Annotated in this window: 22 protein-coding genes; 19 read left to right on the top strand and 3 right to left on the bottom strand. The window is 61.9% G+C overall.

Features of this window, described 5'->3' with window-relative positions:
• Window positions 1-422 precede the first annotated feature (422 nt).
• Window positions 423-1,262 carry an AraC family transcriptional regulator gene (locus AC1D1M_RS27100; RefSeq protein WP_477778045.1) on the bottom strand — a complete coding sequence of 280 codons (840 nt, stop codon included), beginning with the start codon at window positions 1,260-1,262 and terminating at the stop codon, window positions 423-425.
• 94 nt (window positions 1,263-1,356) lie between these two features.
• Here AC1D1M_RS27100 and AC1D1M_RS27095 point away from each other — a divergent pair, with 94 nt between their 5' ends.
• Window positions 1,357-2,277: a LysR family transcriptional regulator gene (locus AC1D1M_RS27095; protein WP_477778044.1), complete on the top strand. Its 921-nt coding sequence runs from the start codon at window positions 1,357-1,359 to the stop codon at window positions 2,275-2,277.
• Window positions 2,278-2,407: 130 nt separating this feature from the next.
• On the opposite strand, the gene AC1D1M_RS27090 is transcribed toward AC1D1M_RS27095, so the two are convergent.
• On the bottom strand, window positions 2,408-3,322 hold the full coding sequence (locus AC1D1M_RS27090) for a LysR family transcriptional regulator (RefSeq protein WP_477778043.1): 915 nt from the start codon (window positions 3,320-3,322) through the stop codon (window positions 2,408-2,410).
• Window positions 3,323-3,393: 71 nt separating this feature from the next.
• Here AC1D1M_RS27090 and AC1D1M_RS27085 point away from each other — a divergent pair, with 71 nt between their 5' ends.
• The 18 genes from AC1D1M_RS27085 (at window position 3,394) to AC1D1M_RS27000 (ending at window position 22,636) form a co-directional block, all read left to right on the top strand.
• Window positions 3,394-4,434, top strand: coding sequence for an AraC family transcriptional regulator ligand-binding domain-containing protein (locus AC1D1M_RS27085; RefSeq protein WP_477778042.1), 1,041 nt, complete (start codon window positions 3,394-3,396; stop codon window positions 4,432-4,434).
• Between the two features lie 396 nt (window positions 4,435-4,830).
• On the top strand, window positions 4,831-6,183 hold the full coding sequence (locus AC1D1M_RS27080; RefSeq protein ID WP_477778041.1) for a UDP-glucose dehydrogenase family protein: 1,353 nt from the start codon (window positions 4,831-4,833) through the stop codon (window positions 6,181-6,183).
• A gap of 133 nt (window positions 6,184-6,316) precedes the next feature.
• Entirely contained in the window at window positions 6,317-7,063 is a 747-nt protein-coding gene (locus AC1D1M_RS27075) for a sugar transferase (protein ID WP_477778040.1), read from the top strand.
• On the top strand, window positions 7,064-7,711 hold the full coding sequence (locus AC1D1M_RS27070; protein WP_477778039.1) for a CpsD/CapB family tyrosine-protein kinase: 648 nt from the start codon (window positions 7,064-7,066) through the stop codon (window positions 7,709-7,711).
• Window positions 7,712-7,733: 22 nt separating this feature from the next.
• Window positions 7,734-8,765: a polysaccharide biosynthesis/export family protein gene (locus AC1D1M_RS27065; RefSeq protein ID WP_477778038.1), complete on the top strand. Its 1,032-nt coding sequence runs from the start codon at window positions 7,734-7,736 to the stop codon at window positions 8,763-8,765.
• Window positions 8,766-8,779: 14 nt separating this feature from the next.
• Entirely contained in the window at window positions 8,780-10,372 is a 1,593-nt protein-coding gene (locus tag AC1D1M_RS27060) for a GumC family protein (protein WP_477778037.1), read from the top strand.
• Complete coding sequence (locus tag AC1D1M_RS27055) at window positions 10,369-11,463, top strand: glycosyltransferase family 4 protein (protein ID WP_477778036.1); 1,095 nt, start codon at window positions 10,369-10,371, stop codon at window positions 11,461-11,463. The genes AC1D1M_RS27060 and AC1D1M_RS27055 overlap by 4 nt, the downstream gene beginning before the upstream one ends.
• Window positions 11,460-12,827: an O-antigen ligase family protein gene (locus tag AC1D1M_RS27050; protein WP_477778035.1), complete on the top strand. Its 1,368-nt coding sequence runs from the start codon at window positions 11,460-11,462 to the stop codon at window positions 12,825-12,827. The genes AC1D1M_RS27055 and AC1D1M_RS27050 overlap by 4 nt, the downstream gene beginning before the upstream one ends.
• On the top strand, window positions 12,824-13,792 hold the full coding sequence (locus tag AC1D1M_RS27045; protein WP_477778034.1) for a glycosyltransferase: 969 nt from the start codon (window positions 12,824-12,826) through the stop codon (window positions 13,790-13,792). The genes AC1D1M_RS27050 and AC1D1M_RS27045 overlap by 4 nt, the downstream gene beginning before the upstream one ends.
• On the top strand, window positions 13,785-14,921 hold the full coding sequence (locus tag AC1D1M_RS27040) for a glycosyltransferase (RefSeq protein ID WP_477778033.1): 1,137 nt from the start codon (window positions 13,785-13,787) through the stop codon (window positions 14,919-14,921). The genes AC1D1M_RS27045 and AC1D1M_RS27040 overlap by 8 nt, the downstream gene beginning before the upstream one ends.
• A 12-nt stretch (window positions 14,922-14,933) precedes the next feature.
• Window positions 14,934-15,932: a polysaccharide deacetylase family protein gene (locus tag AC1D1M_RS27035; protein WP_477778032.1), complete on the top strand. Its 999-nt coding sequence runs from the start codon at window positions 14,934-14,936 to the stop codon at window positions 15,930-15,932.
• Window positions 15,929-17,233 carry an oligosaccharide flippase family protein gene (locus tag AC1D1M_RS27030; protein WP_477778031.1) on the top strand — a complete coding sequence of 435 codons (1,305 nt, stop codon included), beginning with the start codon at window positions 15,929-15,931 and terminating at the stop codon, window positions 17,231-17,233. Before AC1D1M_RS27035 ends, AC1D1M_RS27030 begins: the two co-directional genes overlap by 4 nt.
• A complete protein-coding gene (locus AC1D1M_RS27025; protein ID WP_477778030.1) occupies window positions 17,230-19,149 on the top strand; it encodes a hypothetical protein in 1,920 nt (639 codons plus the stop codon). Before AC1D1M_RS27030 ends, AC1D1M_RS27025 begins: the two co-directional genes overlap by 4 nt.
• A gap of 83 nt (window positions 19,150-19,232) precedes the next feature.
• Window positions 19,233-19,919, top strand: coding sequence for an N-acetyltransferase (locus AC1D1M_RS27020; protein WP_477778029.1), 687 nt, complete (start codon window positions 19,233-19,235; stop codon window positions 19,917-19,919).
• Between the two features lie 4 nt (window positions 19,920-19,923).
• Entirely contained in the window at window positions 19,924-21,141 is a 1,218-nt protein-coding gene (locus tag AC1D1M_RS27015) for a GNAT family N-acetyltransferase (protein ID WP_477778028.1), read from the top strand.
• Window positions 21,113-21,907: a carbohydrate deacetylase gene (locus AC1D1M_RS27010; protein ID WP_477778027.1), complete on the top strand. Its 795-nt coding sequence runs from the start codon at window positions 21,113-21,115 to the stop codon at window positions 21,905-21,907. Before AC1D1M_RS27015 ends, AC1D1M_RS27010 begins: the two co-directional genes overlap by 29 nt.
• A 124-nt stretch (window positions 21,908-22,031) precedes the next feature.
• Entirely contained in the window at window positions 22,032-22,325 is a 294-nt protein-coding gene (locus tag AC1D1M_RS27005) for a type II toxin-antitoxin system RelE/ParE family toxin (protein ID WP_477778048.1), read from the top strand.
• A 2-nt stretch (window positions 22,326-22,327) separates the two neighbouring features.
• Window positions 22,328-22,636: an addiction module antidote protein gene (locus tag AC1D1M_RS27000; RefSeq protein ID WP_057397260.1), complete on the top strand. Its 309-nt coding sequence runs from the start codon at window positions 22,328-22,330 to the stop codon at window positions 22,634-22,636.
• Window positions 22,637-22,650: 14 nt separating this feature from the next.
• On the opposite strand, the gene AC1D1M_RS26995 is transcribed toward AC1D1M_RS27000, so the two are convergent.
• Window positions 22,651-23,463, bottom strand: a complete 813-nt coding sequence (locus AC1D1M_RS26995; RefSeq protein ID WP_477778026.1) for a class I SAM-dependent methyltransferase — start codon at window positions 23,461-23,463, stop codon at window positions 22,651-22,653.
• Between the last annotated feature and the right edge of the window lie 100 nt (window positions 23,464-23,563).

Here is a 23,563-nt window from a genome sequence, read left to right as displayed (position 1 = left end):
GCAAGCTCGCTCCCACAGAAAAGCAAAAGCACAGCAGCACACACCACCGCGTCGCTCTTCACCACTCATCAGGCCGAGCGTTAGCTCGCCTGCAGCTCTTGATCTTGATCCACCCGCCCCCTCGGCAGGCTGAGTGCAGGCGTTCATCCGGGGACTGGCGCGCAGCGCCGTTCGACGCAGTCGAACTCATTGCATGTAGGTCGAAGCGAAGCCGACCGGAGGGCAATGCCCCCGGATGAATGCCGGAGCGAAGGAACCCCGAGCCTTAGCGAGGGGCCGTACGTTCGGGGCGAGCGCTTTTTTTGCTTACTTTTTTTGAGGCGCTTGTTAAAAAAAGTGAGTCGCCGTAAGGGCGAAACCATAAGCCGCCGTTACCGCAGCAACGGATATGTACTCCATCACCAAAGCCCAATACCCCTGACCTACAAACCCAGGCGAAACTGCTTGGGCGTAATCCCGAACTGCTTACGAAACGCCCGAATAAAATTACTCGGCTGCCGATACCCCAACCGCTCGGCAATCCGCTCAATCGGCTGATCACCCGCCGTCAACCAGTGCCGCGCCAACTCCAGACTGTCACTGCGGGTATGTTGCGCCGCAGCAGTCTGCCAGTGCCGCAACATGCTCTGATGCAAAAACCCATTAGCCCCCAGCAACGGCTCATCGAGGCTAGCCGCTGGCAGGCTCAAACACGGATGTGAACCCTCCAGCACCTCGATACCAACGCTACGCAACCACTGCCCGGCAGCCTGTTGCGGCGTCAGGCGGACCGTGACAAACACCTCGCCTGGCGCTCGCCCCAAACGTCGGGCAATGTTGCGCACCAACGTCAGGGTCGCCGCATCGAGACCGAAAAAATGCGGCTGTTGACCGGCGCTGCGCAAGTGCAAGCGGGCCTGCCCGTCACCCTCCTCCAGTTCCGCCACCACATAGTTGGTCACCCGCGGCAGGAAATCAGTGAAACACGCCAGGCTCGCGCGCAGGGTCGCAGCGGAGTCCAGCAGAATGTTCAAGCCTCGCAATGTGGTGGTCGCCATGCCGTTGACCAGTTCGCAGCCAAACGACACCCCCGCGCCCGCACGTTCGCATTCATTCCACAGGCGTTCGACCAGGTGCGCGGGCACGTGCTGGTCCTGACCTTCGAGCAACGACAGGCAGATGCCGGCCCGTTGCAACAGTTGGTCCTGACATAGGCCGGACTGCCGGGCATGGCTGAGAATGGTGCGGGTGAAGGCGCTGGAAATGAACGGTTGGCTGGTCATGGCACGTTACGGCGAGAAGACAGGCGTGTACTTATGCCAGCCTCTGTGTTATCGATCCAATGCATTAAAAGTATCCGCAGAATGCAGGAGACGCATGATGGACCTACGACAACTCCGCCACCTTGTCGCCCTGGCCGATTACCGCAACTTCGGGCGTGCCGCCGAGGCGATCAATCTCAGTCAACCGGCCTTCAGTCGCAGCATCCAGACCCTGGAGCGCGACCTCGACTGCGCGCTGGTGGAACGCAGCAGCCGCGAATTCCGCCTGACTGGCCAGGGTGAACTGGTGCTGCAACATGCCCGGCGCCTGCTCGCCGGCAGCCAGGCCTTGCACAACGAACTGACCCAATACAACGGCCTGACCGGTGGCGAGTTGCATTTCGGTTGCGGCCCGTACCCGGCCCAGGTGCTGGTGCCCGAGGCGCTGGCGGAATTCATCCAGGCTCATCCGGCGATCCGCATCAGCTTCCACCAGGGCGACTGGGAGCAACTGGCGGTCTGGCTTCGTGAACAGCAGATCGAATTCCTCGTGGCCGACGCGCGGTACTTCACCGGCGACCCGCAATACCATGTGCAACTGCTGCGACCCCGGCGCGGGCGGTTCTTTTGCCGTGTCGGTCATCCCTTGGCACAACAGCAGAACCTGTCCCTGCGCGCCCTGCTCGACTACGCGGTGGTCGGCACGCGAATACCGCCGATGATCCGCAAGATCCTCGCCGACGCGCAGGGCGAGGCGGACTTCAACCCGAGCGTCGAGTGCGCGCAATTCGACGCCATCCGCCGCGTGGTGATGCGTTCCGACGCGGTGGGCATCGCCACCGTGGAGGCCTTGGCCGAACTGGTCGACCAAGGCCTGATCCGGCTGCTGGAATTTGCCGATGTGCCCAAGGAGGATCCCGGCCTGCAATTGCACTACGGCATCGTCAGCCGTGCCGGCCACTCCCTGACACCGGCCGCGCTGGCGATGGTCGATGCGGTGCTGACGGTTGACCGGCGTTTGCTGGCGTCGAATTAGTCGAGCAACCACCGCCCCCTGTGGGAGCGAGCTTGCTCGCGATGGGGCCGTGTCAGTCGACATCATTTTTTACTGACCTGCCGCTATCGCGAGCAAGCTCGCTCCCACAGGGTTCGTCACAGCTTTGAAGTCACGCACGCCGCGCCAGCGCCTGCAATGCCCGGGGCTCACCGAGGGCGCGCAGCAGGCAATGCATCGCCTCCTCGCGGCTGCGCTCGAAGCGATAGCGCGACTCGATGTACAGCGCCAGTTTCAATTCCACCGGTTCGTCCAGCGGTAGCGGCACATGTTGCAGGCCCAGCACATTGGCGACCCGGCTTGGCAGGCTGATGCCGAACGGCTGGCGATCGGCGATCAGCTTCGCGGCCAGGGTGCTTTGGGTGCTCATCGCCACATTCCGGCGCAGGCCTTTCAGGCCAAGCTGCAAGTCCACCGGGCTGAGCCCGTCGCGGCGGCTGGACACTTGAATCTGCGGCTGCTCCAGATAGTCCTGCAGGGTGCGCGGCGGTTCCTTGAGCGCAGCGCCATAGGCGAATACGTAATGGTCGGCGGGCAATGCCTGTTTGTGCAGGCCGGCAAGCCCGGCCAGAGGCTGGTCGAGGTCGATCAGGATATCCAGCTTGCCGCTGGCCAGGTCCTGCAAGGCGTCACGGCGCCGAGGCTGGAAATACCGCACCTGCCAATCGGCGTGGGGCGATTCGAGCAAGGCATCGAGCAACACCGGTTGCAGGCAATCCAGACAACTGATGCGCAGCAGCGGATTGTTCTGCCGCGCGGCGGGAATCATGCGCAAGCCTTCGCGCAATGACTCAAGCGCAGCACGCACGTAGTCGGCCAGACGATGGGCGACCAGTGTCGGCGTCACGCCCAGGCGACTTTTGATGAACAGCGGGTCGCCGCACAATTCGCGCAGGCGACGCAACGCATTGCTCATGGCCGGTTGCGACAGGCACATCACCTCGGCGGCACGGGTGACGCTGCGCTGCTGGTAAATCGCATCGAAGGCGAGCAACAGGTTCAAATCGAGCTGGCGTAAATCAAGCATGGTCTTGCTCCGGCAAATCGCTTAACGTCGGGCAGCCTAACCAGTGTTCCGGAACAAGCTGTGAGCCCTACATGACAAAAAGCGATCAGCCGCTGCACGATCAATCAATACCCAATGCGTTCTACGCGCCGACCCTGTTGCCGGCCATCGAAGAGTTGCTGGCCCGCGGTGTGGACCGGGAAAGCATCGAAGGCCTGTTTCGTCGCAGCCTGTTCGAGTTGCGCACGCCATTCATGCGCATTCCGCTGTTCATGTCGCGGCGCTTCTGGGCGTTTGCCCTGGAACAGACCGGCGACCCGCTGATCGGCCTGGCGGCGGGTCGGCGTTTCGTTTCCACCGCCACCAACGGCCTGACGTACCTGTTCGACGTGGCCGACTCGCTGGACAGTGCCTGCCAGTATTTCGTGCGCTTCTTTCCGTTTTTCAACGGGCACTTCCAGGCCCGGATCGTGCGCAGTGACGACAGCGTCGAATTACGTCTGCTCGACCGCGGCAGCGTGAAAACCCGCGCGGCAACCGCCGATTACATCCTCATCAGCCTGTGCAGCATGTTGCGACGCAAATTTCTCGCCAGCGGTCTGGAGCGTGATCCGGTTCTGGGCGTCGGGCTGGCGGGTGCCTGCACGGCCAATGCGCAGGAACATGAACAAGCCTTTCGCGCACCGGTGCAATGGGGGCAGGCGCAGCACTCGATCCGCCTCGATCCACAGCTATTCGTGATCCCGTTGACGCCGGGCAATCATGAACTGGAACACACGCTGGTCGAGCTGCTGGAGCAGACCCGACGCAACAGCGAACCGACCTTGCTGGAGCAAGTCTGCGACCATTTGATCGCCGACCTCGCCGAGTCCAACTGGCAGCAATTCTGTACCACCCAGCATTTGCTCGAGCGCACCGCTGCCCGACGCTTGAAGGCATTGGGCTGGAGTTTTTCCGAGTTGCTCGACGAATACCGCCGCTACCGGGCCGAAGACTTTTTGCAGGGGACCGACCTGGAACTGGTGGAGATTTCCGACCGCCTGGGCTACAGCGATGTGCAAAGTTTCAACCGTGCATGCCTGCGCTGGCTGGGGTGCGCACCGGGCGCCTGGCGAACCCGGCAAGGTCAATGAAAAACCACGCAATTTGCTATGACTCGACAGGCACTTGACCAATAAATTGTTGGACATTTTTTAACACCGGCATTGCGCCATCTGTGCGTAAGGACTGTCGGACTTTGGGGAAAATCGGCATTAATTCGGTGACTCAAACCTGACCCACCCAAGCAGCTACAACCCTTGTATTTCAAGGCTTACGACCGTCTGTCGGTTTCTTGAGATTTTCGCCAAACAGCCAAAATCGGGGGGAAACCCAATAGTGGTGCGACTTTGATGGCAATAGCCCCCACATTTGGGGGTGTCTTATCCATTTAACATGCCGGTTTGCTAAAACGGATTGCCGAAGCTGGTCTATACCCCTTTTGACAGTATTGTTTTGCAACTCTCCACCGTTTTACGAGGCACGCTAATATGGACGTAAGCGTATTTGGTACGGGCTATGTTGGCCTGATACAAGCAGCTGCATTGGCCGATGTCGGACATCGCGTCCTGTGTGTCGACATCGATCCGAACAAGATCCGGCAACTGCAACAGGCCGTGCCACCGATCAGTGAGCCGGGGCTTTCCGGCACCCTTGAAGAAAACATCAAGGCCGGTCGCCTGCTCTTCACCACCCAGGCCAGCGATGCGGTGGAGCATGCCGAGCTGATCTTCATCGCCGTCGGTACGCCCGCCGATGAAGACGGTTCGGCCGACCTCAGCCATGTGCTGAACGTGGCCCGGCAGATTGCCAGTTTCATGGAGACCGACCGCACCCTGATCATCAAGTCCACGGTGCCGGTCGGCACGGCGGACCAGGTCAGTGCCACCGCCGTTGAAGAGTTGCAGCGCCGCGGCAAAGGTTCGCTGAAGGTACGGGTAGTGTCCAACCCCGAGTTTCTCAAGGAAGGCAGTGCCCTGGCCGATTGCATGCGCCCGGACCGGATCATCGTCGGTACCGGTGACGATCAAGCCCGTGATCAGATGAGTGAGCTCTACGCGCCGTTCTGCCGCAACCACGACAAATTGATGTTCATGGACAACCGCAGCGCCGAGCTGACCAAGTACGCGGCGAACGCGATGCTGGCCACGCGCATCAGCTTCATGAACGAACTGGCCAACCTCACCGAATTGTTGGGCGCGGACATCGAGGCGGTGCGCAGAGGCATCGGTTCGGACCCGCGCATCGGTTACCACTTCATCTACCCCGGTTGCGGCTTCGGCGGTTCATGCTTCCCCAAGGACCTGCGCGCCCTGTTGCACACCGCCGAACACGCCGGAATGCCCCTGAAGTTGCTGCGTAGCGTGACCGACGTCAACGACCACCAGCGGCATATTCTGTTCAGCAAACTCAAGGCGCAATTTCCCGGTGGACTGGCCGGCAAATCCATCGCCGTGTGGGGCCTGGCGTTCAAACCCAACACCGATGACATGCGCGAAGCACCCAGCCGCTACCTGATGGAAGCACTCTGGGCCGAAGGCGCGAGCGTGCAAGCCTACGACCCGGAAGCCATGTCCGAATGCCGGCGCATTTACGGTTACCGCGACGATCTGCACCTGTGCGCCACCCGCGATGACACACTCGAAGACGCCGATGCCCTGGTGATCTGCACCGAGTGGAAGAACTTCCGCGTGGTCGACTTCGACAGGCTGGCGAGCAAACTGCGTCAACGGGTGATCGTGGACGGGCGCAACCTGTACAGCCCGGAACAGGTGGCGGCCGCCGGCCTGCACTACAGCGGCATTGGCTTGCGCCACATCGTGCCCGAGGCCGTACGTCCATGACGACTCTCGTCACCGGAGCGGCCGGTTTTATTCGTGCCCGATAAGGGACTGGGGCGCTTCGTTACCTGGTTGCGCACTTACTACTGACTGCCTGTCGCCCACGCCGCACGCGGCTGAACACTGCGGAGAATTTATGTCTGGACACGAAAAAAGTGTGCCACTTACCAATATGCATAGGGACAAGCGCCTGGACCCCGAGCAGCGCAGGCGCATGGATGCCGCCATCCACATGCAGGGCCGTGGCTGGATGACCGGTCGCGAAGGTGGCCGGCCGTGGACCCTGTCGCGCACCAACCGCGTCCTGGCCTGCTTCGGCGCGCTGCTGATCCTGGTGCTGATTTCCCCGGTGCTGCTGGGGCTGGCGCTGGCCATCAAACTCACCAGCCCGGGGCCGGTGATGTTCGTGCAGAAACGCACCGGTTATCGCGGCCGCCTGTTCGGCATGTACAAGTTTCGCACCATGGTCGCCAACGCCGAGGAGCTCAAAGAGTCCCTGCGGCACTTGAACAAGCACGGCGCCGACGCCATCGATTTCAAGATCGACAAGGACCCGCGCATCACCGGTATCGGCGGCTTCCTGCGGCGCACCAGTCTCGACGAGCTGCCGAACCTGTTCAACGTGGTGACCGGCGACATGCGCCTGGTAGGCCCCAGGCCTACTTCGTTCAACGCCTACCGCTACAAGAACAAACACCTCGTTCGCCTGAGCATTTACCCCGGCATGACCGGCCTGTGGCAAATCTCCGGGCGCAGCAATATCGATTTCGACCAGCGCGTTGAGTTGGATCTCACCTACATCGCCCAACAGAGCCTGCTGCTTGATTTGAAGATTCTGTTGAAAACCCCTTTCAAAGTGTTCAGCGGTCACGGAGCGAGTTAAATGGACGGTTCAACGGCTAAAAGCCTCAGCATTGCCAGCCCGAGCGAGTCCAACCTGACATCGACCGTGCTCGACCAGAACCTGCGGATCCTTTTCCTGACCGCCGCCAACCCCGGCGCAGGCACCACCACCAGCGCCCTGGCGCTGGCCAGTCAATTGGCGAAGATGAGCAGCGGCCTGGTGCTGCTGGTGGATGCCAGCCAGTCGGCGACCAATCTCACGCAACAGTTGGGGCTGAGCAAGGAACGGGGGTTTCGCGACTTGTTGTTCAACACCCAGAGCCCGCCCTTGTTACAGGACTGCGTGGTGGACGTCTCCAGCCTGCCCTTTCACGTTCTGCCATTCGGCCGCTACTCCCGTGGCAACGAACACCTGACACCCGAGCGCCTGAGCCCGCTGCTCGATCAACTCGGCGTCCGGTACCGCTTCGTGGTGATCGACGGCGACGCGGTGTATTCGGCCTCCGACACCCTGGTCATCAGCACCCAGGTGGACGGCGTGGTCCTGGTCGTGCGCGCGGAAGACACCCGCTGGGAAGTGGCCCAGGCCGCGGCCCAGCGCTTGAGCCAGGCGGGAGCGAAGCTGGTCGGCAGCGTGTTCAACCGACGCAAGTACTACATGCCCGAATGGCTGTACAAAAACCTGTGAGCAGTCAGACAAGGATGACGCCATGAACGCCAAGATGCTTGTCCTGCTATTGCTGCCCCTTGCAGGTTGCTCCAGCACTTCCTCCGACGAGTCACAAAGCATGCCGGTGCAAATCCTCACGGCCCCACCGGCCAACGCCCAGGCCACCGACGTACCCAAGGTCGAACAGACCCTGCGCCCACAGGATGTGCTGGACGTGATCTTCCACATCAGCACCAGTGGCTCGGCCGCCTATCGCGTGCAGTCCGGGGACATGATCGCGCTGAACTTCACTGCCGCCAGTCAGTTCAACGGCAACCAGTTGGTGCTGCCCGATGGCACCATCGAACTGCCGGGGGCCCACACCACGGTGAAAGTCGAGGGCCTGACCCGCGATGAAGCACGGGACGCGATTCAGCGCGCCTACGATCGCAAACAGCTGTTCCAGCCCAACCGCAATCAGCTGTCAGTGATGCTGGTGACCCCGCTGACCAATGAACGGAACCTCAAGTCCGCGCTCAACCACCCCGCCACCGGCATGAGCCGGGAAATCACCGTGGGCACCGACGGCTACGCCAGCTTCCCGGAAATCGGTGCCGTACCGCTGCAAGGCATGACCATCAACCAACTGGAGGCCTACCTGAATAAACGCTATGCCACCCTGCCGGGGCGCATGACCGTGGACGTGCTGCTCAAGTCCACCGCCGGCAACGAAATCTATGTACTGGGTGAAGTCGGCCAGCCGGGCGCCTATCCGATCCGCCGCCCGGTGTCGGTGCTCGAAGCCCTGACCATGGCCCGCGGTTCCAACGTCAAGGCACGCCTGGACTCGGTGATGATCATGCGGCGCAACGGCAACCAGGTGGTCGCGCATCGTTACGACGTAGAAAAAGCCTTGTCCGGCGACGCCACCCAGATCGCCTTCCTGCAAGCGGACGACATGCTGTACGTGCCCAAGACCAAACTGGCCAGCGCCGGAGAGCTCGCGCGGCAACTGGCGGACGTCGTGTTGTTCCAGGGCATGGGCCTCAGCTTCAGCTACCGCGTCGACAACAAAGACGACAGCAGCAACTAACTCTCAGGTGACCCATGAATCCAAAGGAAAACTACCTGCATGAGTTCTTCAGGATCTTCTTCGCCAACAAGCAGTTGGTGAAGCGAGTCTTCCTGGTCTTTGCGGTGATCGCCGTGGTCTTGCCGCTTTTGCTCAAGCAGAGCTTCGATATCACCGCCCAGGTGATCGTGCAGTCCAAGAAAATCTCCCAGGGGGATGCCACCAGCACCCTCAATCAGGAAAACGCTTCCTTCATTCCGCCGTCGCTGGCGGACATGGAGACCGAGAGCAATATCCTCCGTTCGCCGGCCTTGATCCGCCAGACCATCAGCGAGTTGCGCGAAAAGGGTGAGTACACGCCACCCGTGAGCGCCTTCAACAAACTGCTGGTGCAGCCGTTCAAACAGTTTGTGATCAATCCCGTTCGCGAACACGTGATCAACCCGGTTCGCAGCCTGCTCGGGCTGCAGACCGATCCGGTACGCGACACCCTGCTCGATGCCCTCACGCAGCAAGCGTCCGCTGCCCTCAAGGTTGAAACCTTGCCGGGCTCCAACGTGATCTCGATCGTCTACAGCTTCCCTGACCCGGCCCAAGGCACCCGATTCGTCGCCGCCCTGCTGCAAAACTACCTGGTCAGCCGCCAGGAAATGCAATCGATCGACCTGCCGCAGAGCTTCTACGAGACCAAGAAATTGCAGTACCAGGTGCGTCTCGATGGCCTGGAAGCCAATCGCCTGGCCTTGCTCGAAAGCATCGGTTCGTCTGACCCCAAGGAAGAAATCACGTTCCGCCTCAACGCGATCAACACCGAGGAGCAGGCGCTCAACCTGTATCAGGACCGACTGCTGCAAAGCCAGCGCTGGCTCGAATACCTGAAAACCAGCCTGGCGACCGCCAACAGCGCCAGATTCAACGACTACACCTTCCCCTACACCTTCACCACCACCGTCGACAACGTCGCTTTCGAAGACCGTGAGATCAAGCAACTGGGTGAACGACTGACGACCCTGGTCAGCCGCTACATGGACGACCTGGCGGTCTTGCAGCCCGGCAGTGATCCGATGCAAATGGCCCGCGAGCAAATCACCCGGGCCCGTGGGCAATTCCTGAAGATTGTCAGCAACCGGATTCAGGAGCGCACCAGCGACCTGACGACGATCAGCTCGGTCATCGACCAGAAAACCGCGCGCATTGCCGAGTTCAAGAATCGCATCCACCAGTTACAGGAAACCCGTAGCAAGCTGCGGCAGATGGACACCGAGATCAACGCGCTGCACAAGGCGTTCGCCACCTATGCCCAGCGCTTCGCCGAAAGCAGCACGGCGCGCGCGCTGGACAACGACCTGTCCAACGCACGGGTACTCAGCCCGCCGTTCGAACCGACCGAAGCGGCGTTCCCCAAGCCGATGCTGATCATTCCGTTCGGACTGCTCACCGGTTTGCTGCTGGCGATTGCCCTGGTCTATGTGCGTGAGTTCTTCGACCACCGCTTCAAGCACCCTGCGCAAATCACTCATGAACTGGGCTTGCCGGTGCTGCTGGTGATCAATGATCAAAGCACCCAGCCGAACAACCCGCACAAGAACTGGAGCGTACCGGCCCTCGTGCATTGGGTACGCAATTGAACGCGCCGCTCGGCACCACCCACGACCTGCCGATCATTCATTTGCTCAGCAGCGGCGGCTTCTATGGCGCCGAGCGGATGCTGCTGGATCATTGCCTGGCGACGCCAGGGCAGCACCAGGTGCTGTTTCTCGATGCGCCGCCAGAACTGATCGCGCGTTTTCGCCAGGCCGGTGTCGATTGCCTCGGCTGTGCAGGCCTGGGCGCATTGCTGGGGCATTTGCGTCAGCGACGCGACCAGCGGCCACTGATCAATACGCACAACTTCAAGGGCCTGTTGTTCGGCTGGCTCGGCGCCACGCTGTTACGCCTGCCACTGGTGATCACCCAGCACGGCTTCACCCCGCGCAGTCGCAAGCAGAAGTTCTACACCTGGCTGAGCCTGCAACTGTGCCGCACGGCCTCGGTGAACCGGGTAGTGTGTGTCGCCGAAAGCATTGCCGCGCTGCACCGTCAGGCCAATGTGCGCACGGACAAGTTGCAGGTGATCCCCAACGGCCTGCCGGAGGCCAACGACCTGCTGCCGCACAGTGGCGAACGTCAACGCTGGCTGGCCGGTTACGTCGGGCGCTTGAGCCACGAAAAAGGCCCTGACCTGTTTCTCGATGCGCTGATCCCGTTGTGTCAGCAGTACCCGCAACTGGATGCGGTGATGCTCGGCGACGGACCGGAGCGGGAAAGTCTGCAAATGCGAATCGACGAAGCGGGTTTGCAGGCGCGCATCACGCTGCCGGGCTATCAGACCGATATGCGCGCCTGGTGGCGGCAACTCGATGCGTTGGTGATCAGCTCGCGCACCGAAGGCACGCCCATGATTCTGCTCGAAGCGATGCAGGCCGGGGTGCCGGTGGTGGCCTTCGGCGTCGGCGGGATTCCCGATGTCTTGCAGGACCGCTACAACGGCCTGCTCGCCGCGCCTACCGACAGCACCGCCCTCGCCCGCCAGATCGGCGCGCTGCTGGGTGACCCGGCCATGGCCGGCGAGTTGATCGACAACGCAAAACGTACGCAACGGGATCGCTACGACCTCAAGGCCCTGGCCGAACGCTGGTCGCAGCTTTACATCCGCACTGCGCGGGAGGCACGCGCGTGATTGTTCCGCTCTCGATCGTCAGTTTGCTCGGCCTGGTCTGCCTCGGTTTGCTGGCCAGCCCCTATCCGTATCTGGCGCCGGGAGCGGTGCTGGGCCTGGTGGGTGTCGCGGTGCTGTACCGCAAGCCTGCCTGGGGCCTGCTGGGCATTGTCGCCATCCTGCCTTTCGAGGGCCTGTTCAAGGACAGCGCGTTGTCGGGCTCCAAGTTCCTCGGGGCTTCGCTGGCGCTGATCCTGATGCTGCAACTGGCGATTCACCAACTGCCGGCCGAGCGCTTGCGCAGCAATATCTGGCGTTTCCTGGTCGGGTTCATGGTGCTGTACCTGCTGAGCCTGTTGAACACCGACAACATGGGCTTCTCCCTGGGCCACCTGCGCGAATTGAGCGTCGGCCTGATTCTGTTTGTCATCACCCTGCTGGCCGGGCGTGAGTTGAACCTCGACATGTTCGCCAAACTGGTTGCCGTCAGTGTCGCGGTGACCTGCGTCATGGCGATGTTCTCAGCCAAATACCAGGACGACGGCCGTGCGTCCGGTATGCTCAATGACCCGAACGAATTTGCCCTGATGATCGCCTTCGCCGTGCCCATGGCGCTGTTGCTGGTGGTCCGCAGCCCGAACCGGTTGCACCGGTTGTTCTGGGGGGCCTGTGCCCTCTTGCTGCTGGCCGGCATGACCAAGACTGAATCCCGTTCGGGGCTGGTGGTGTTGCTCCTCAGCCTGTTGATCGGCGCGTGGCACTACCGCGCGCAGTTGCCACATATTCGTCCACGCCATCTGGGCTTTGCCATCCTCGGCCTGGCGATTGTGATTGCGCTGGGGCTGTATGCGATGCCGGCCAGTTACGTGGCGCGCATCCAGTCGCTGAGCATCCTCAGCTCCGGGGCCAAGAGTCAGGACGCGTCCCTGGGCCGTCGCGCCTCCTACATTGTGGTCGGCAGCGCCATGATCGCCGAGAACCCCTTGCTCGGCACCGGCCCCGGCACGTTCCCGTTGCACTACGCCACCACCGGTTATGCCAAGACCTTTTCCGTCAGCGGCAAGACCGACGACCTGTACCGCCGCGCCCACAACACCTACCTGGAAATCTTCAGTGAACTGGGGATTCCCGCCGGCCTGATGTTCGTCGGCATGCTGGCCCTGGGGTTGTACAACCTGATTCGCGCCCGCCGCGCCTGGCTGTTGCGAGGAGACAGGCATCAGGCCGATCTGATGACCCACCTGAGCATGAGCTTTCTGTCGTTGACGTTGTTCCTGATGTTCCTCAGTGCACCGAACCATAAGTACCTGTGGATCATGCTCGCGTTGACCGGCGTGCTGCGCACGAAAGCCAATGAGGCCCCGCTGAAAGAGGTCAGGGCATGAACCGCATCAGCATCATCATCCCGATGTACAACGAGGCCCGGCACATCGCCCGGACCCTGCAAGCGGCACGACATGCCGCCGAGGCGGCCAACGTCGAATGCGAGTTGATCGTGGTCGACAACGGCTCCGATGACCAGGGCCCGGACATTGCCCGGCAGTTCGGCGCCCAGGTGCTGGTCCTGCCCGGCCTGCTCATCGGTGCATTGCGCAATCGCGGAGCGGCGATCACCAGCGGCGAATGGCTGGCCTTTATCGATGCCGACGTCGAGATGCCCGAGAACTGGCTCAAGCTGTTGTTCGATCTCGAATCCGGCGGCCAGGCCGATGTCATCGGCCTTGACCTGCACACCCCGGCCGAAGCGCCGTGGTACGCCGATGCCTGGCAGCGCCGCACCTCGCGCCCCCATACGCAGCCGCTGCATGTCGCGCAATGGCTGCCCACTTGCAACCTGCTGATGCGCCGTCGCTGGTTCGACAAGGTCGGTGGTTTCAATGAACAACTGCGCACCGGCGAGGACAAGGAAATGACCATGCGCCTGGTCGACGCGGGCGCGAAACTGCTCGCGGTCAACCAAAGCGTGGCGCTGCATTGGGGTTACGAAGGCAGTTGGCGGGAATGGATGGGCAAGGAATTATGGCGCCAGGGCAGTCATCTGCAACTGCTGCGCACCCATGGCCCGAGCCTGCGCTTGCTGCGCTTTCCGCTGCTGTCGATTGCCGCCTGGGTCATCGATTTCATGGCCATTTCCGCCCTGTTCGACGGTTTCCCCCGTCATTCGTTGCTGATGCTGATGCTGACCGTCCTGCCCGCCCTGGCCCTGAGCCTGCGTCAGAGTGCCAAGCACCGCGACCCGCTCCTGACCCTGCAACTCTGGGGCCTGCACTGGGTGCGCCTGCACCTGGCGGGCGCCGGGTTCATCCTCAGCCTTTGTCATTGGAATGCCAGGAGGCCCGCCCGTGACTGAATTCATTTTCTGGTTGTGCCTGTTGCTACCGGTTTACGCCTACCTCGGTTATCCCCTGTTATTGACGTTGCTAGCACCGTTTTACCCGGCACCGCGCCATGGACCGGCTCAACCGATGGACGTGAGCATCGTGATTGCCGCACACAACGAAGCGCGGCATATCGAAGAAAAACTGCGCACCGTGCTGGCCCAGGATTATCAGGCGCGCTCGCTGCAAATCATCCTCGCCAGCGACGGCTCGACCGATGACACAGTGGCCTGCGCGCGCCGGGTCGAGGACCCGCGCATCACCGTGCTCGATCTGCCCCGCCAGGGCAAGGCGGCGACGCTCAATGCCGGGGTCGAGATCAGCAGCGGCGCGATCCTGGTGTTCACCGACGCCGACAACCAATGGTCCACCGACACCCTCGGCCATTTGCTCGCGCCGCTCAACGACCCGCAGGTCGGTGGCTGCGCCGGGCACATGGTGATCCCGGTGACCGGCAAGGGTTTGAGCGTTGGCGACAGCCTGTATCGGCACTATGAAGGCTGGCTGCGCTACGTGGAAAATCGCACCGGCTGCATGGTCTCCGCCGACGGCGCATTGCTCGCCCTGCGCCGCGAGTTGTTCCAGAACGTGCCGGCGGAGGTCAACGACGACTTCTTCATCAGCACCTGCGCACCCGTCGCGTTCAAGCGGATTGTCTACGTGCCTCAGGCCCGGGTAATCGACCAGGGCGTGGACGAAGCCGACAAGCAATTCCGTCGCCGCCAGCGGGTCACGGTGGGTGGCCTGCAAAGCCTGGCCCAGCGCCGGGAGCTGCTGAATCCGCTGACCCACGGCCTGTATGCGATTGCCTTGATCAGCCACAAGCTGATCCGGCGGCTGGCGCCGATCCTGTTGCTGCCGTTGCTGCTGAGCAATTTCTGGCTGTGGGAAGACCACGGTTTTTATCGCCTGAGCCTGATCGCACAACTGCTCGGTTACACGATGGCCATTGCCGGCCTGCTGGATTCGCAACACCGCCTGCCCAAACCCTTTCGCCTGGCCGCGTTCCTCCTGGTGACCCTTGCCGGGATGAGCATCGGCCTGTGGCAGTTCCTGCGCGGTCAGCGTTACGCCCAATGGAACCCCGAGCAAAATCGATGAGAGGCGCGTGCCGTGGCGATCAAACAACTGTTAAAACGCACCAGTGGCTGGCTGTACCTGAACTCCCCGGTCGGGCGCAATCAACTGCACGGCGCCGGGGTGATCCTGATGCTGCACCGGGTGCTGGCCAGCGACCAGGCCGCCGAACTGCCCCATCGCAACGAACTGTGCGTCGGGCCAAAGGCGTTTGAATATTTGCTGGTGTGGTTGAAAAAACACTTCGATTGCGTGCCGCTGATGGACATTCTGCAACCGGGTGCGCGCTCGGAGCGGCCGAAAGTGGCGCTGACCTTCGACGACGGCTGGCGCGACAACGCGGTGAATGCCTTCCCGTTGCTGCAAAAATACCAGGTGCCGGCGAGCATCTTTCTATCCACTGATTTCATCGGCAGCCGCCAACGGTTCTGGTGGGAAAGCATCGGCGAAACCCTGTGGAACAGTCATGGCGAACAGGCACGCCTGCACCTGATCGAACGCTTGCAGCACCTGGGGCGCCCGTTGCCGACACTGTGCGATGACCCGGATCAGCAACGCCGCAGCCTGGCGTTGCTGAACTTTTTGCAGAGCCTGAAAACCCTGTCGCCGCTGGACCTCAATCGCTTGACTGACGCCTGCCCGCAAGAGTCGTTGCCCCAGGCGCTGGACTGGCAGCAAGTGCGCACGCTGGAAGCGTCCGGCCTGGTGCGCTTCGGCCCCCACGGTGCCAGCCACGCCATCCTCACCGGTCTCGACGATCAACGCCTGGATGAAGAACTGAGCCGCAGTCGCGACGCGCTGCTCCACGGCTGCAACCAGCCGTTGCCGGTTTACTGCTACCCCAATGGCGACAACGATGCGCGGGTGCGCCAACAGGTGGCCAGGCATGACTTCCCGTTTGCCCTGGGTACCGGCACCGGCATTTATCGAGGGGCCGAAAATCCACTGGCCCTGCCGCGTTTCGGCGTCAGCCAGCGTACCGCGCGCAATCCCGGGTTGCTGTCCTGGCGCATCTACCGTGGGGCACGTCCATGAGCCGCAACAACTACCTCAGGCACCTGGCCCTGAGCATGGGCACCAAACTGGCGATGATCGCCCTGCGCTTGCTGCGTAATGTGTTGCTGGCGCGGATTCTCGGCCCCAGCGAACGTGGCTTGTTTGCCTTGCTCAACACCCTGCCCGACCTGATCAGCGCTGCCACCAGCGGCGGCTTGAATTCAGCGGTGGGCTATCAGGCGGCCAAGCAACGACCGATGGGCTTGCTGCTGAGCCAGGTGCTGCTGTTCGGTTGTCTGCTGGCGGCGTTGCTGACCTTGCTGGTGGTGGCGCTGACCCGCGAGTTCGGCAGTGAATTGGACATCACCACGCAATTGGGCCTGCTCGCCTGGCTGTTGCTGCTGGCGGTGCCGCTGACCGTGCTCAAAAGCGGTTTGCTGACCCTGCACAACGCCTCGGGCGGCGTGGTCGCCTTCAATGCCTTGCGCCTGATCGAGTCGCTGGCACCGCTGCTGGTGTTCCTTGCCCTGTTCTGGATGTGGAAAAGCGCGGCCCTGGAAGCGGCGTTGATCAGTTGGCTAACGGGGATCAGCCTGGTGGTACTGGCCGGTTGGGTCTGGCTCAAGCGCGAACATCCGCTGAGCCTGCAATGGGACCGCGCCGGTCAAAACGAACTGCTGCGCTACAGCGCCCGCAGTCATCCAGACCTGCTGTTCCAGCAAGTGATTCTGCGCTCCGACTACCTGTTCATCGGCGCCCTGCTCGGCACCACGGCGCTGGGTCACTACGCCATGGCCAGCGCGGCCGCCGAGCTGCTGCTGATCGTTCCGGAAGCAGTGACCACGCCGCTGATGAAGCGCCTGCTGCAACAGGAAGAAGGCATCGAAAAAGTCACGCCACTGGCCTTGCGCTTGACCGCTACGGTGATGCTCGGCGCTTGCCTGACCATGGCAGTGGTGGGTGAATGGTTGATCGTGACGCTGTTTGGCGAGGCCTATCAGCCTGCTTATCCTGCGTTGCTGGCGCTGCTGCCAGGCCTGTTGGGTCTGTGCTACATGAGCATTCTGCGCCTGGACCTGCTGGGCAAAAACCGGCCCGGCACGATTTCGTTGTTGATGGGCCTCAGCGCCCTGTTCAACCTGGCGCTCAATGTGCTGCTGATCCCGACCTACGGCATCGTCGGTGCAGCAGCCGCATCCTCTATCGCGTACCTGGCCGTGACCCTGGCGCTGTTGGTGGTGTATTGCCGGTTAAGCCACGTGCCGGTCTGGCAAACGCTCATCGTCCTGCCCGGCGACATCGCGCCGATGCTGCTGATGCTGCAACGGAAATCGGCATGAAACACCTGTTACTGCTGGTGAGTCTTGGCCTCGGGCTGAGCGCCGAAGCTGCGCCCATGCGTTGGGCCGATATCCGCGACGGCAGCCTGTACCTGCAAACGGACCGCCCCGACACCCTGACCGTGCTCTGGGCCCCGGTGTGGCAGGCTGAAGCCAACGAAGAACACCTCTACTTGCTCGACGGCCAGGGCAAACTCCAGAACGAACGACTGATTGCCGCCAATGAGCCCAGCGGTAGTCAACGCTGGGACCTGGCGCCGGGCGCCGCCAGTTATCGACTGGAAATTCCTGGCTACAGCTTCCGCCGTTATACGGTTGAGCACGACGACCACACCGTCGCACTGTTCGCCCCGGCCAAGGTGCATTTCAGCGCCGAGCCCCGGGATGGTGACGAGTTGTATTTCAAGGTCGCGGCCGGTGAACACGCGGTGCTGGCCGGTAAATTCCACGGCGGCGTCGGCGCGTTGCAAGCGCAGCGCGCGAGTGACGGCCAACAGCTTTCACTGTCTCTCAAGCCTTACCCCGCCTATTGGCAGTTCGACAAAGTCGAGTTGCCCGTTGCAACCACCGATCAAGTCTGGCGCCTGCACCTGCGCGGCAGCGGCAAGGTTGCATTCTGGCTCGACGGCACGGCCAACCTGTTCGCCCAGAACCCGCAACAGCTCAAACTCTTGCGCGAAGACGAAGGCGAGACTCGGCTGACGCTGCACAACGACGTGCTCGGCAAGACCCCGAACCTGGGTATCGCCTTGCCCTATGCGCGACTGCCGGATTCCAGTTTCGCCGTGCTCGATGCCCTGCAACCACAGGCCGGAACCTATTACAGCCTGGTCGACATCATGGCGACGCGGCCGCATTACGAAGACGTGTTCCGCCGGCTGTATCAGGATCGCTTCGGCATCACTCAGGACATCACCCTGCTGGCCGGCCGTCAGCGCAAGGCCGACCTGCGCGCCGACACCACCAGCAACGCCGGCCTCGACGCCTGGCTCGCCGCCACACGCGCACTTGGCGGCAAGGGCACGCACTACATCGGCTTTGCCGACGAACCGAACCTCAACTACCCGGACTACGCCACCTACCAGCGCATCTTCAAGAGCATGGCCTGGCAAGTGCACAGCAACCCGGACAACGCCAAAGCCGGCGTACGCATCGCCATGCCGGCCAGCTCCCGGTTCGTCAATGGCCCGTTCGTCGACAATGCCGCCGACAAGCGCGGCATCGACTGGGCCCGACGCTTGCTGGCCGAGTCCGGCGACAAGATCGATGCGCTGGCGTGGCACGAATGGATGGTCCGCGACCTGCTGGCGACCCGTGTCTACCGCGATAGCGTACGCAAAGCGGCAGAGCTGGTGGGGCTCGACGCCCAGGGACGACCGCGCAAAGCCTTGTTACTGGACCAGACCAACATGTCCAGCGGGGCCAGCCTCAGCCCTTACGATCAGGAAACCCACTACGCCTCGTTATGGTGGGCCTCGGTCATCATCAATGCTTCCCAGGACGGCTTGCTCGACATGCTCGGCTGGTTCCAGGCCGACGACGAACCTGAGTATCCCAAGGGCATGTTCCGCGTGCTCGGCGAGGATAAATTCGAGCTCAAGCCCGTAGGCCTGGCGCAGCAATTTATCCGCAAGCATTGGCTACACGATGTCATGCGCCTGGAGAACGATGCCTTCGAGGTTGACGTGCTGGCCATGTCTGCCGGGCACCAACGCAGCCTGCTGGGCGTCAACAAAGGCTCACGCTTGCAGCGTGTGAGCCTGGCTGGCGCGCAATGTCCACTGACCCAGGGATCATTGCGCTATTTCGGCGCCGACAACCGCAGTCGCGACGCATCTTTCAAATGCCTGGAGGGTCGCATCAGCTTCGATTTACCAGGAGAAACCCTGTTTGCCCTCAGCTGGAGCGCCTCATGAACGTCATTGATTTTTGCCGCGTGGACGCTTCGTCGCGCATTGAGTCACTCCACTCACGGCCAACACCGTAGGGAGTCAAAAACATGAGTGTTCTAAAAAAACTGAGCGATCACATCAAGCAAAAAGGCCTGCGCGCCACCGTCGGCAAGTTGTGGAAACACTACGTATTTTTCCACGAAGAACTGTTGTGGATGGAGCGCGATCTGGTGAGCCCGGTACCGCCACACAAGCTTCGGCCCTATACACCGCTGCGACTGGAAACCATCACGCCGCAAAACGCCGTAGCGTTCGCCAGGCACTTCGGTGATCGCGTGGGCACCATGGCCGAGTTGGCGTCCGAAGGGTACACCGGGCACATGTACCTGGATGAAAACGGCGATACCGTGGCCTTTATCTGGGGCAGCACACGCGATTATCTCGACCGTCATTACTACGGCTGCATGTTCCCGGTGAAGCCAGGTGAGTTCTTCGAGTTCGCTCTCGAGCAGATTCCTGCCTACCGGGGCACCACGCTGTCGGTCGATTTCCAGCTGAACCTGTGGAAAGCCATGGCTGATCAGGGCTGCAACAAAGTGGTGGATATCTGCGAGTCCCACAACATTCCCGCGCTCAAGCTGCACATGCGCATGGGGTATCGCGAGCAAGGACGGATCATGAACATCTACCACTTGTTCGGCTGGCGCTTCTTCCGCGAAACCCGCTACAGCGGTTCCCGCCTGAATGCCTTGCGCAAACCGGCACCCTCTCCTGTTCCAGCCGAGGCGAGCTGACCTTATGTCTGCACGATTCGAATGGCGCACTTCGCTGTGCACCGACGACTTTCCGATAGCGGCTTACGAAGCGTTGCGCCTGCGCGTAACGGACCACACGCCGTTCAACACCCTGGCCTGGCTGTACGCCTCAGAACTGGCACTCAAACCGGGCGAGCAGTTGCACGTACTGCTTGGCTGGCAGGGTGAAGAACTGGCGCTGTGCCTGCCGCTGGTGGCGTCCATAGAGCGCTTTGCGCGTTTGCCGTTTCGGGTCCTGCATCATTTGGGCTATCCCCTCGCCGACCGCCTCGCACTGCTGACGAGGCTGGACGGCGACGCTATGCGCAAGGCGCTGACGCAGATCCGGCAACGCCTGCCCCATGCCGTGCTGCAACTCAACGAACTGGCCGGTTCCACGGCCCAGACACAGACCCTGGCGCCGTGGCAGGCGCTGAGTTCGACCGCCGAACAACGCCTCAGTTGTCGAGTACCGGTGCACCTGATCAGCGAGGCCGACCATCAGGAAGTCTCCGGCGACCCGCGCTACAAACTGCGCCGCGCGCGCAAACGCATCGCCGCGTGCGGTGCCCAGGTGCGGCGGATTACTCCCGATGCCCTGACCATGGGGCCGCTGTTGCAGGAAATCAGTGAAGTCGAAGCGGTGAGCTGGAAAGGCGATGAAGGGGTCGGGATCTTTTCCGATGCCCGCCATCGCCAGTGGATGGATCGCGCCTTCACCGCCCTGGCGGCCCGAGGCCTGGTGCGCGTGGTGCTGCTGGAACTGGAGGGGCGCTGCATCAGCTATCGACTCGGCTTGCTGGAGCAGGGCCGACTGTACGACTACAATCTGGCGTTCCTGCCGCAATATGCCGACCTGGGCAGCGGCCGGGTGCTGCTCGAAGAGTGGATTCGCTGGGGCCTGGAAGACAACTGGCAGTGGATCGATGCGTCACGGGTCAGCCTGGAAAACTCCAGCCATCAACTGCACGAACGCATGACCGGGCAACTGGAACACTGGCGCTGGAGTTTTTACTCCTGGCGTCCAGGCGGACTGGTGCTGGGCCTGGCCTTGCGGGTCTGGCTACGCCTCAAACCCCGATTGCAGCAATGGCGCGCCCGGCGCGCGGCGGCCGCAGTCGCCACCCCGGCGCCCGTCGCGACGCCAGCTGTCAAAGCGCCTGCGCCTACGGAACACCTCAAGGAGGGCGAACATGCCTCGGCAAGTGATAGTCAACGCTGACGACTTCGGCCTCAGTGCCTGCGAAAACGCGGTGATCCTGGGCGCGTTCCAGGCCGGGCTCATCAGTTCCGCCACCGCCATGGCCAACATGCCGGCGTTCGAAGCAGCCTGCGTCCTGGCCCGGCATCCGTTGCTCGAAGGCCGTATCGGCCTGCACTTCAACCTGACCTACGGCCGGCCGTTGAGCCAGAGCATTGTGCAGCGTCCGACGTTTTGCGACGGTGCCGGCGTGTTCGACCTCAACCTGCCCCGCACCCGCCTCTGGCTCGGGCGCCGGGATCGCCACGCCGTACTGGAAGAACTCGAAGCCCAGTGGCAGCGCTGCCTGGACAACGGCCTGCGCCCCAGCCACCTGGACTCCCATCAGCACGTGCACAACATCTGGCCGATTGGCGAGATTGTCGCGCGCTTCGCCGCCCGCCAGGGGGTGCCAGTGCGTCTGGCGCGCAACCTGGGGCAAAACCTCAGTCTGCCCAAGCGCGTGTTCAAAGACCTGCTCAACCGCCGTCTGAGCAACCTGGCCGGCGCCACCGCCGACTATGTGTGCACCCCGGTGGATCTGCGCAACGCCGAGCCGCCGCCCGACGGACTGCTGGAAATCGTCGCCCACCCGAACCAGCTCGGCGCCGACTTCGGCGATGCCTACCTGGAACCGGGAGAGTCCTTGAGCGCACTGTTGGAACAGCGCTTGCCGGGTGTGCCGCGGGTGGCCTATACCGCTATTGGCAACGCCGCACCTCACCGTTCACAGGCCGTTATGGAGTAACACCGCAAACCCTGTAGGAGTGAGCTTGCTCGCGATGGGGACCCCACAAACATCCCGGAAAAAACCCTCCTGAACGCGGAAATTTCTGACGGCTCACTCGTATCCATTTGGATACGATCGAGCAATTAATTATCTTGTCCAGCAAACCGCTACTTTCGCAGCATGGCACGCCTCGGTTCGCGATTTGCGAGCCAAAGTAGCTATCGCTCGTCGCATTGACCGCGCCTCTGCGGGTAATCTTGGCGACAACAAGCCTGTCGGTGATGGCGTTTCTGAAATGCGCGTAGACGTGGGTGCCGGATACCGGGTTTACTTCACGATGCGAGGTGGCGTAGTCATTGTCCTGTTGGCCGGGGGTGACAAGTCATCTCAAACCGCCGATATCAAACGCGCAAAAAAAATGGCAAAGGAGGTTTGACCATGAGCCAGACTTTGACGACTTTCGACATGGCGGCGCTGCTCGACAGTGATGAAGCCATTAGCGAGTACCTCTCTCAGGTACTGGCAGACGGTGACAATGAGGAGTTTCTTCGCGCTATCGGCTATGTGGTGAAAGCCCGTGGCATGACACAGATAGCCAAAGACTCGGGAATGGGTCGCGAAAGCCTCTACAAAGCCTTCGCACCGGGAGCAAAACCACGTTTCGATACGGTTCTGAAGGTCATTCATGCCTTGGGCATAGATCTCTGCGCGCAGCCGGGGCATACAGTCAATCACTCAAATCTCTGATTTGATTCTCCGCGTTATATCGCTGGCTTCACCACCACCCACGTAAAACACAACGGCAACTGCGCCACCTGCTGCTGATAACGGTCATAGAGCTCTTCGCGGTTGGAGTGCGGGTACTCCTTGAAGTGACGGATCTGCAACCCTGCCGCAATGGCGGCGCTGAAGAGGTCGCCCAGGGTGTGGACGAACCAGTAGGACGCCGCCGACGGCTGTTCGACCTTGCCTTCGTAGACGATCGGTTCGTGCTGCACGAACGGTTCGCGACGAAAGTATGAACTGGCCAGACGAAAAGGATCGGCTGCCTCGGGGTCGAACATTTCCAGGAACGGGTGGGTTTCGTACACCACCAGCGCCCCACCCGGCTTCAGCGTGCTCGCCACATGGCGGAAGAATTCGCCGATGTCCGGCATCCAGTTCAGGACGCCGATGGTGATCAGCGCCAGGTCAAAGCGCTCCTGCAATTGCGCAGGCAAGTGGTGAATGTCCGCTTCGATGAATTGCGGCGCATGGGGCGAGCGAGACGCCAGTTCCCGTGCCTGCCCGAGAAATGCTTCAGACTGGTCGACGGCCACCACACTGCGCGCACCCAGGGCAAACAGCGACAGACTTTCGCGGCCGTTGTTGCAGCCCAGTTGCACCACCTCCTTGCCATCGACTCCTGTCTGGGCCAGCAAGGCGGTCAGGGTGCCATCCAGGCAGGAAAAATCCGCGTGTTCCACGTCCTTCAACAAGGTTTGCCATTCGCTGGAGTCTTTGTGGTGACGGGCGGAGTCATTCCAGGCATCGCGGTTGCTGGCGATGGCTTGTTCTTTTGTCGGCAGTTCCATTGCACGCTCCAGGGTTCGGGTCGTCGATTTGACCGGTCGGAGTCTAGATCAACCTTATTTTGGCATGTGTTGCGAAGTTGTAATCCGCGCAGCGCCGACG

Source organism: Pseudomonas sp. P1_F7 (assembly GCF_056405655.1).
The sequence above is the reverse complement of the archived record's forward strand: the minus strand, read 5'-3'. Positions and strand labels throughout refer to the sequence as shown.

Bases quoted from the DNA above. Each gene is read 5' to 3' on its own strand.
- AC1D1M_RS27030 (WP_477778031.1), top strand. From the start codon at position 15,929: ATGAGCCGCAACAACTACCTCAGGCACCTGGCCCTGAGCATGGGCACC.
- AC1D1M_RS27080 (WP_477778041.1), top strand. From the start codon at position 4,831: ATGGACGTAAGCGTATTTGGTACGGGCTATGTTGGCCTGATACAAGCA.
- AC1D1M_RS27020 (WP_477778029.1), top strand. From the start codon at position 19,233: ATGAGTGTTCTAAAAAAACTGAGCGATCACATCAAGCAAAAAGGCCTG.
- AC1D1M_RS27070 (WP_477778039.1), top strand. From the start codon at position 7,064: ATGGACGGTTCAACGGCTAAAAGCCTCAGCATTGCCAGCCCGAGCGAG.
- AC1D1M_RS27100 (WP_477778045.1), bottom strand. From the start codon at position 1,262: ATGACCAGCCAACCGTTCATTTCCAGCGCCTTCACCCGCACCATTCTC.
- AC1D1M_RS27095 (WP_477778044.1), top strand. From the start codon at position 1,357: ATGATGGACCTACGACAACTCCGCCACCTTGTCGCCCTGGCCGATTAC.
- AC1D1M_RS27015 (WP_477778028.1), top strand. From the start codon at position 19,924: ATGTCTGCACGATTCGAATGGCGCACTTCGCTGTGCACCGACGACTTT.
- AC1D1M_RS27025 (WP_477778030.1), top strand. From the start codon at position 17,230: ATGAAACACCTGTTACTGCTGGTGAGTCTTGGCCTCGGGCTGAGCGCC.
- AC1D1M_RS27075 (WP_477778040.1), top strand. From the start codon at position 6,317: ATGTCTGGACACGAAAAAAGTGTGCCACTTACCAATATGCATAGGGAC.
- AC1D1M_RS26995 (WP_477778026.1), bottom strand. From the start codon at position 23,463: ATGGAACTGCCGACAAAAGAACAAGCCATCGCCAGCAACCGCGATGCC.
- AC1D1M_RS27000 (WP_057397260.1), top strand. From the start codon at position 22,328: ATGAGCCAGACTTTGACGACTTTCGACATGGCGGCGCTGCTCGACAGT.
- AC1D1M_RS27090 (WP_477778043.1), bottom strand. From the start codon at position 3,322: ATGCTTGATTTACGCCAGCTCGATTTGAACCTGTTGCTCGCCTTCGAT.
- AC1D1M_RS27065 (WP_477778038.1), top strand. From the start codon at position 7,734: ATGAACGCCAAGATGCTTGTCCTGCTATTGCTGCCCCTTGCAGGTTGC.
- AC1D1M_RS27085 (WP_477778042.1), top strand. From the start codon at position 3,394: ATGACAAAAAGCGATCAGCCGCTGCACGATCAATCAATACCCAATGCG.
- AC1D1M_RS27045 (WP_477778034.1), top strand. From the start codon at position 12,824: ATGAACCGCATCAGCATCATCATCCCGATGTACAACGAGGCCCGGCAC.
- AC1D1M_RS27060 (WP_477778037.1), top strand. From the start codon at position 8,780: ATGAATCCAAAGGAAAACTACCTGCATGAGTTCTTCAGGATCTTCTTC.
- AC1D1M_RS27010 (WP_477778027.1), top strand. From the start codon at position 21,113: ATGCCTCGGCAAGTGATAGTCAACGCTGACGACTTCGGCCTCAGTGCC.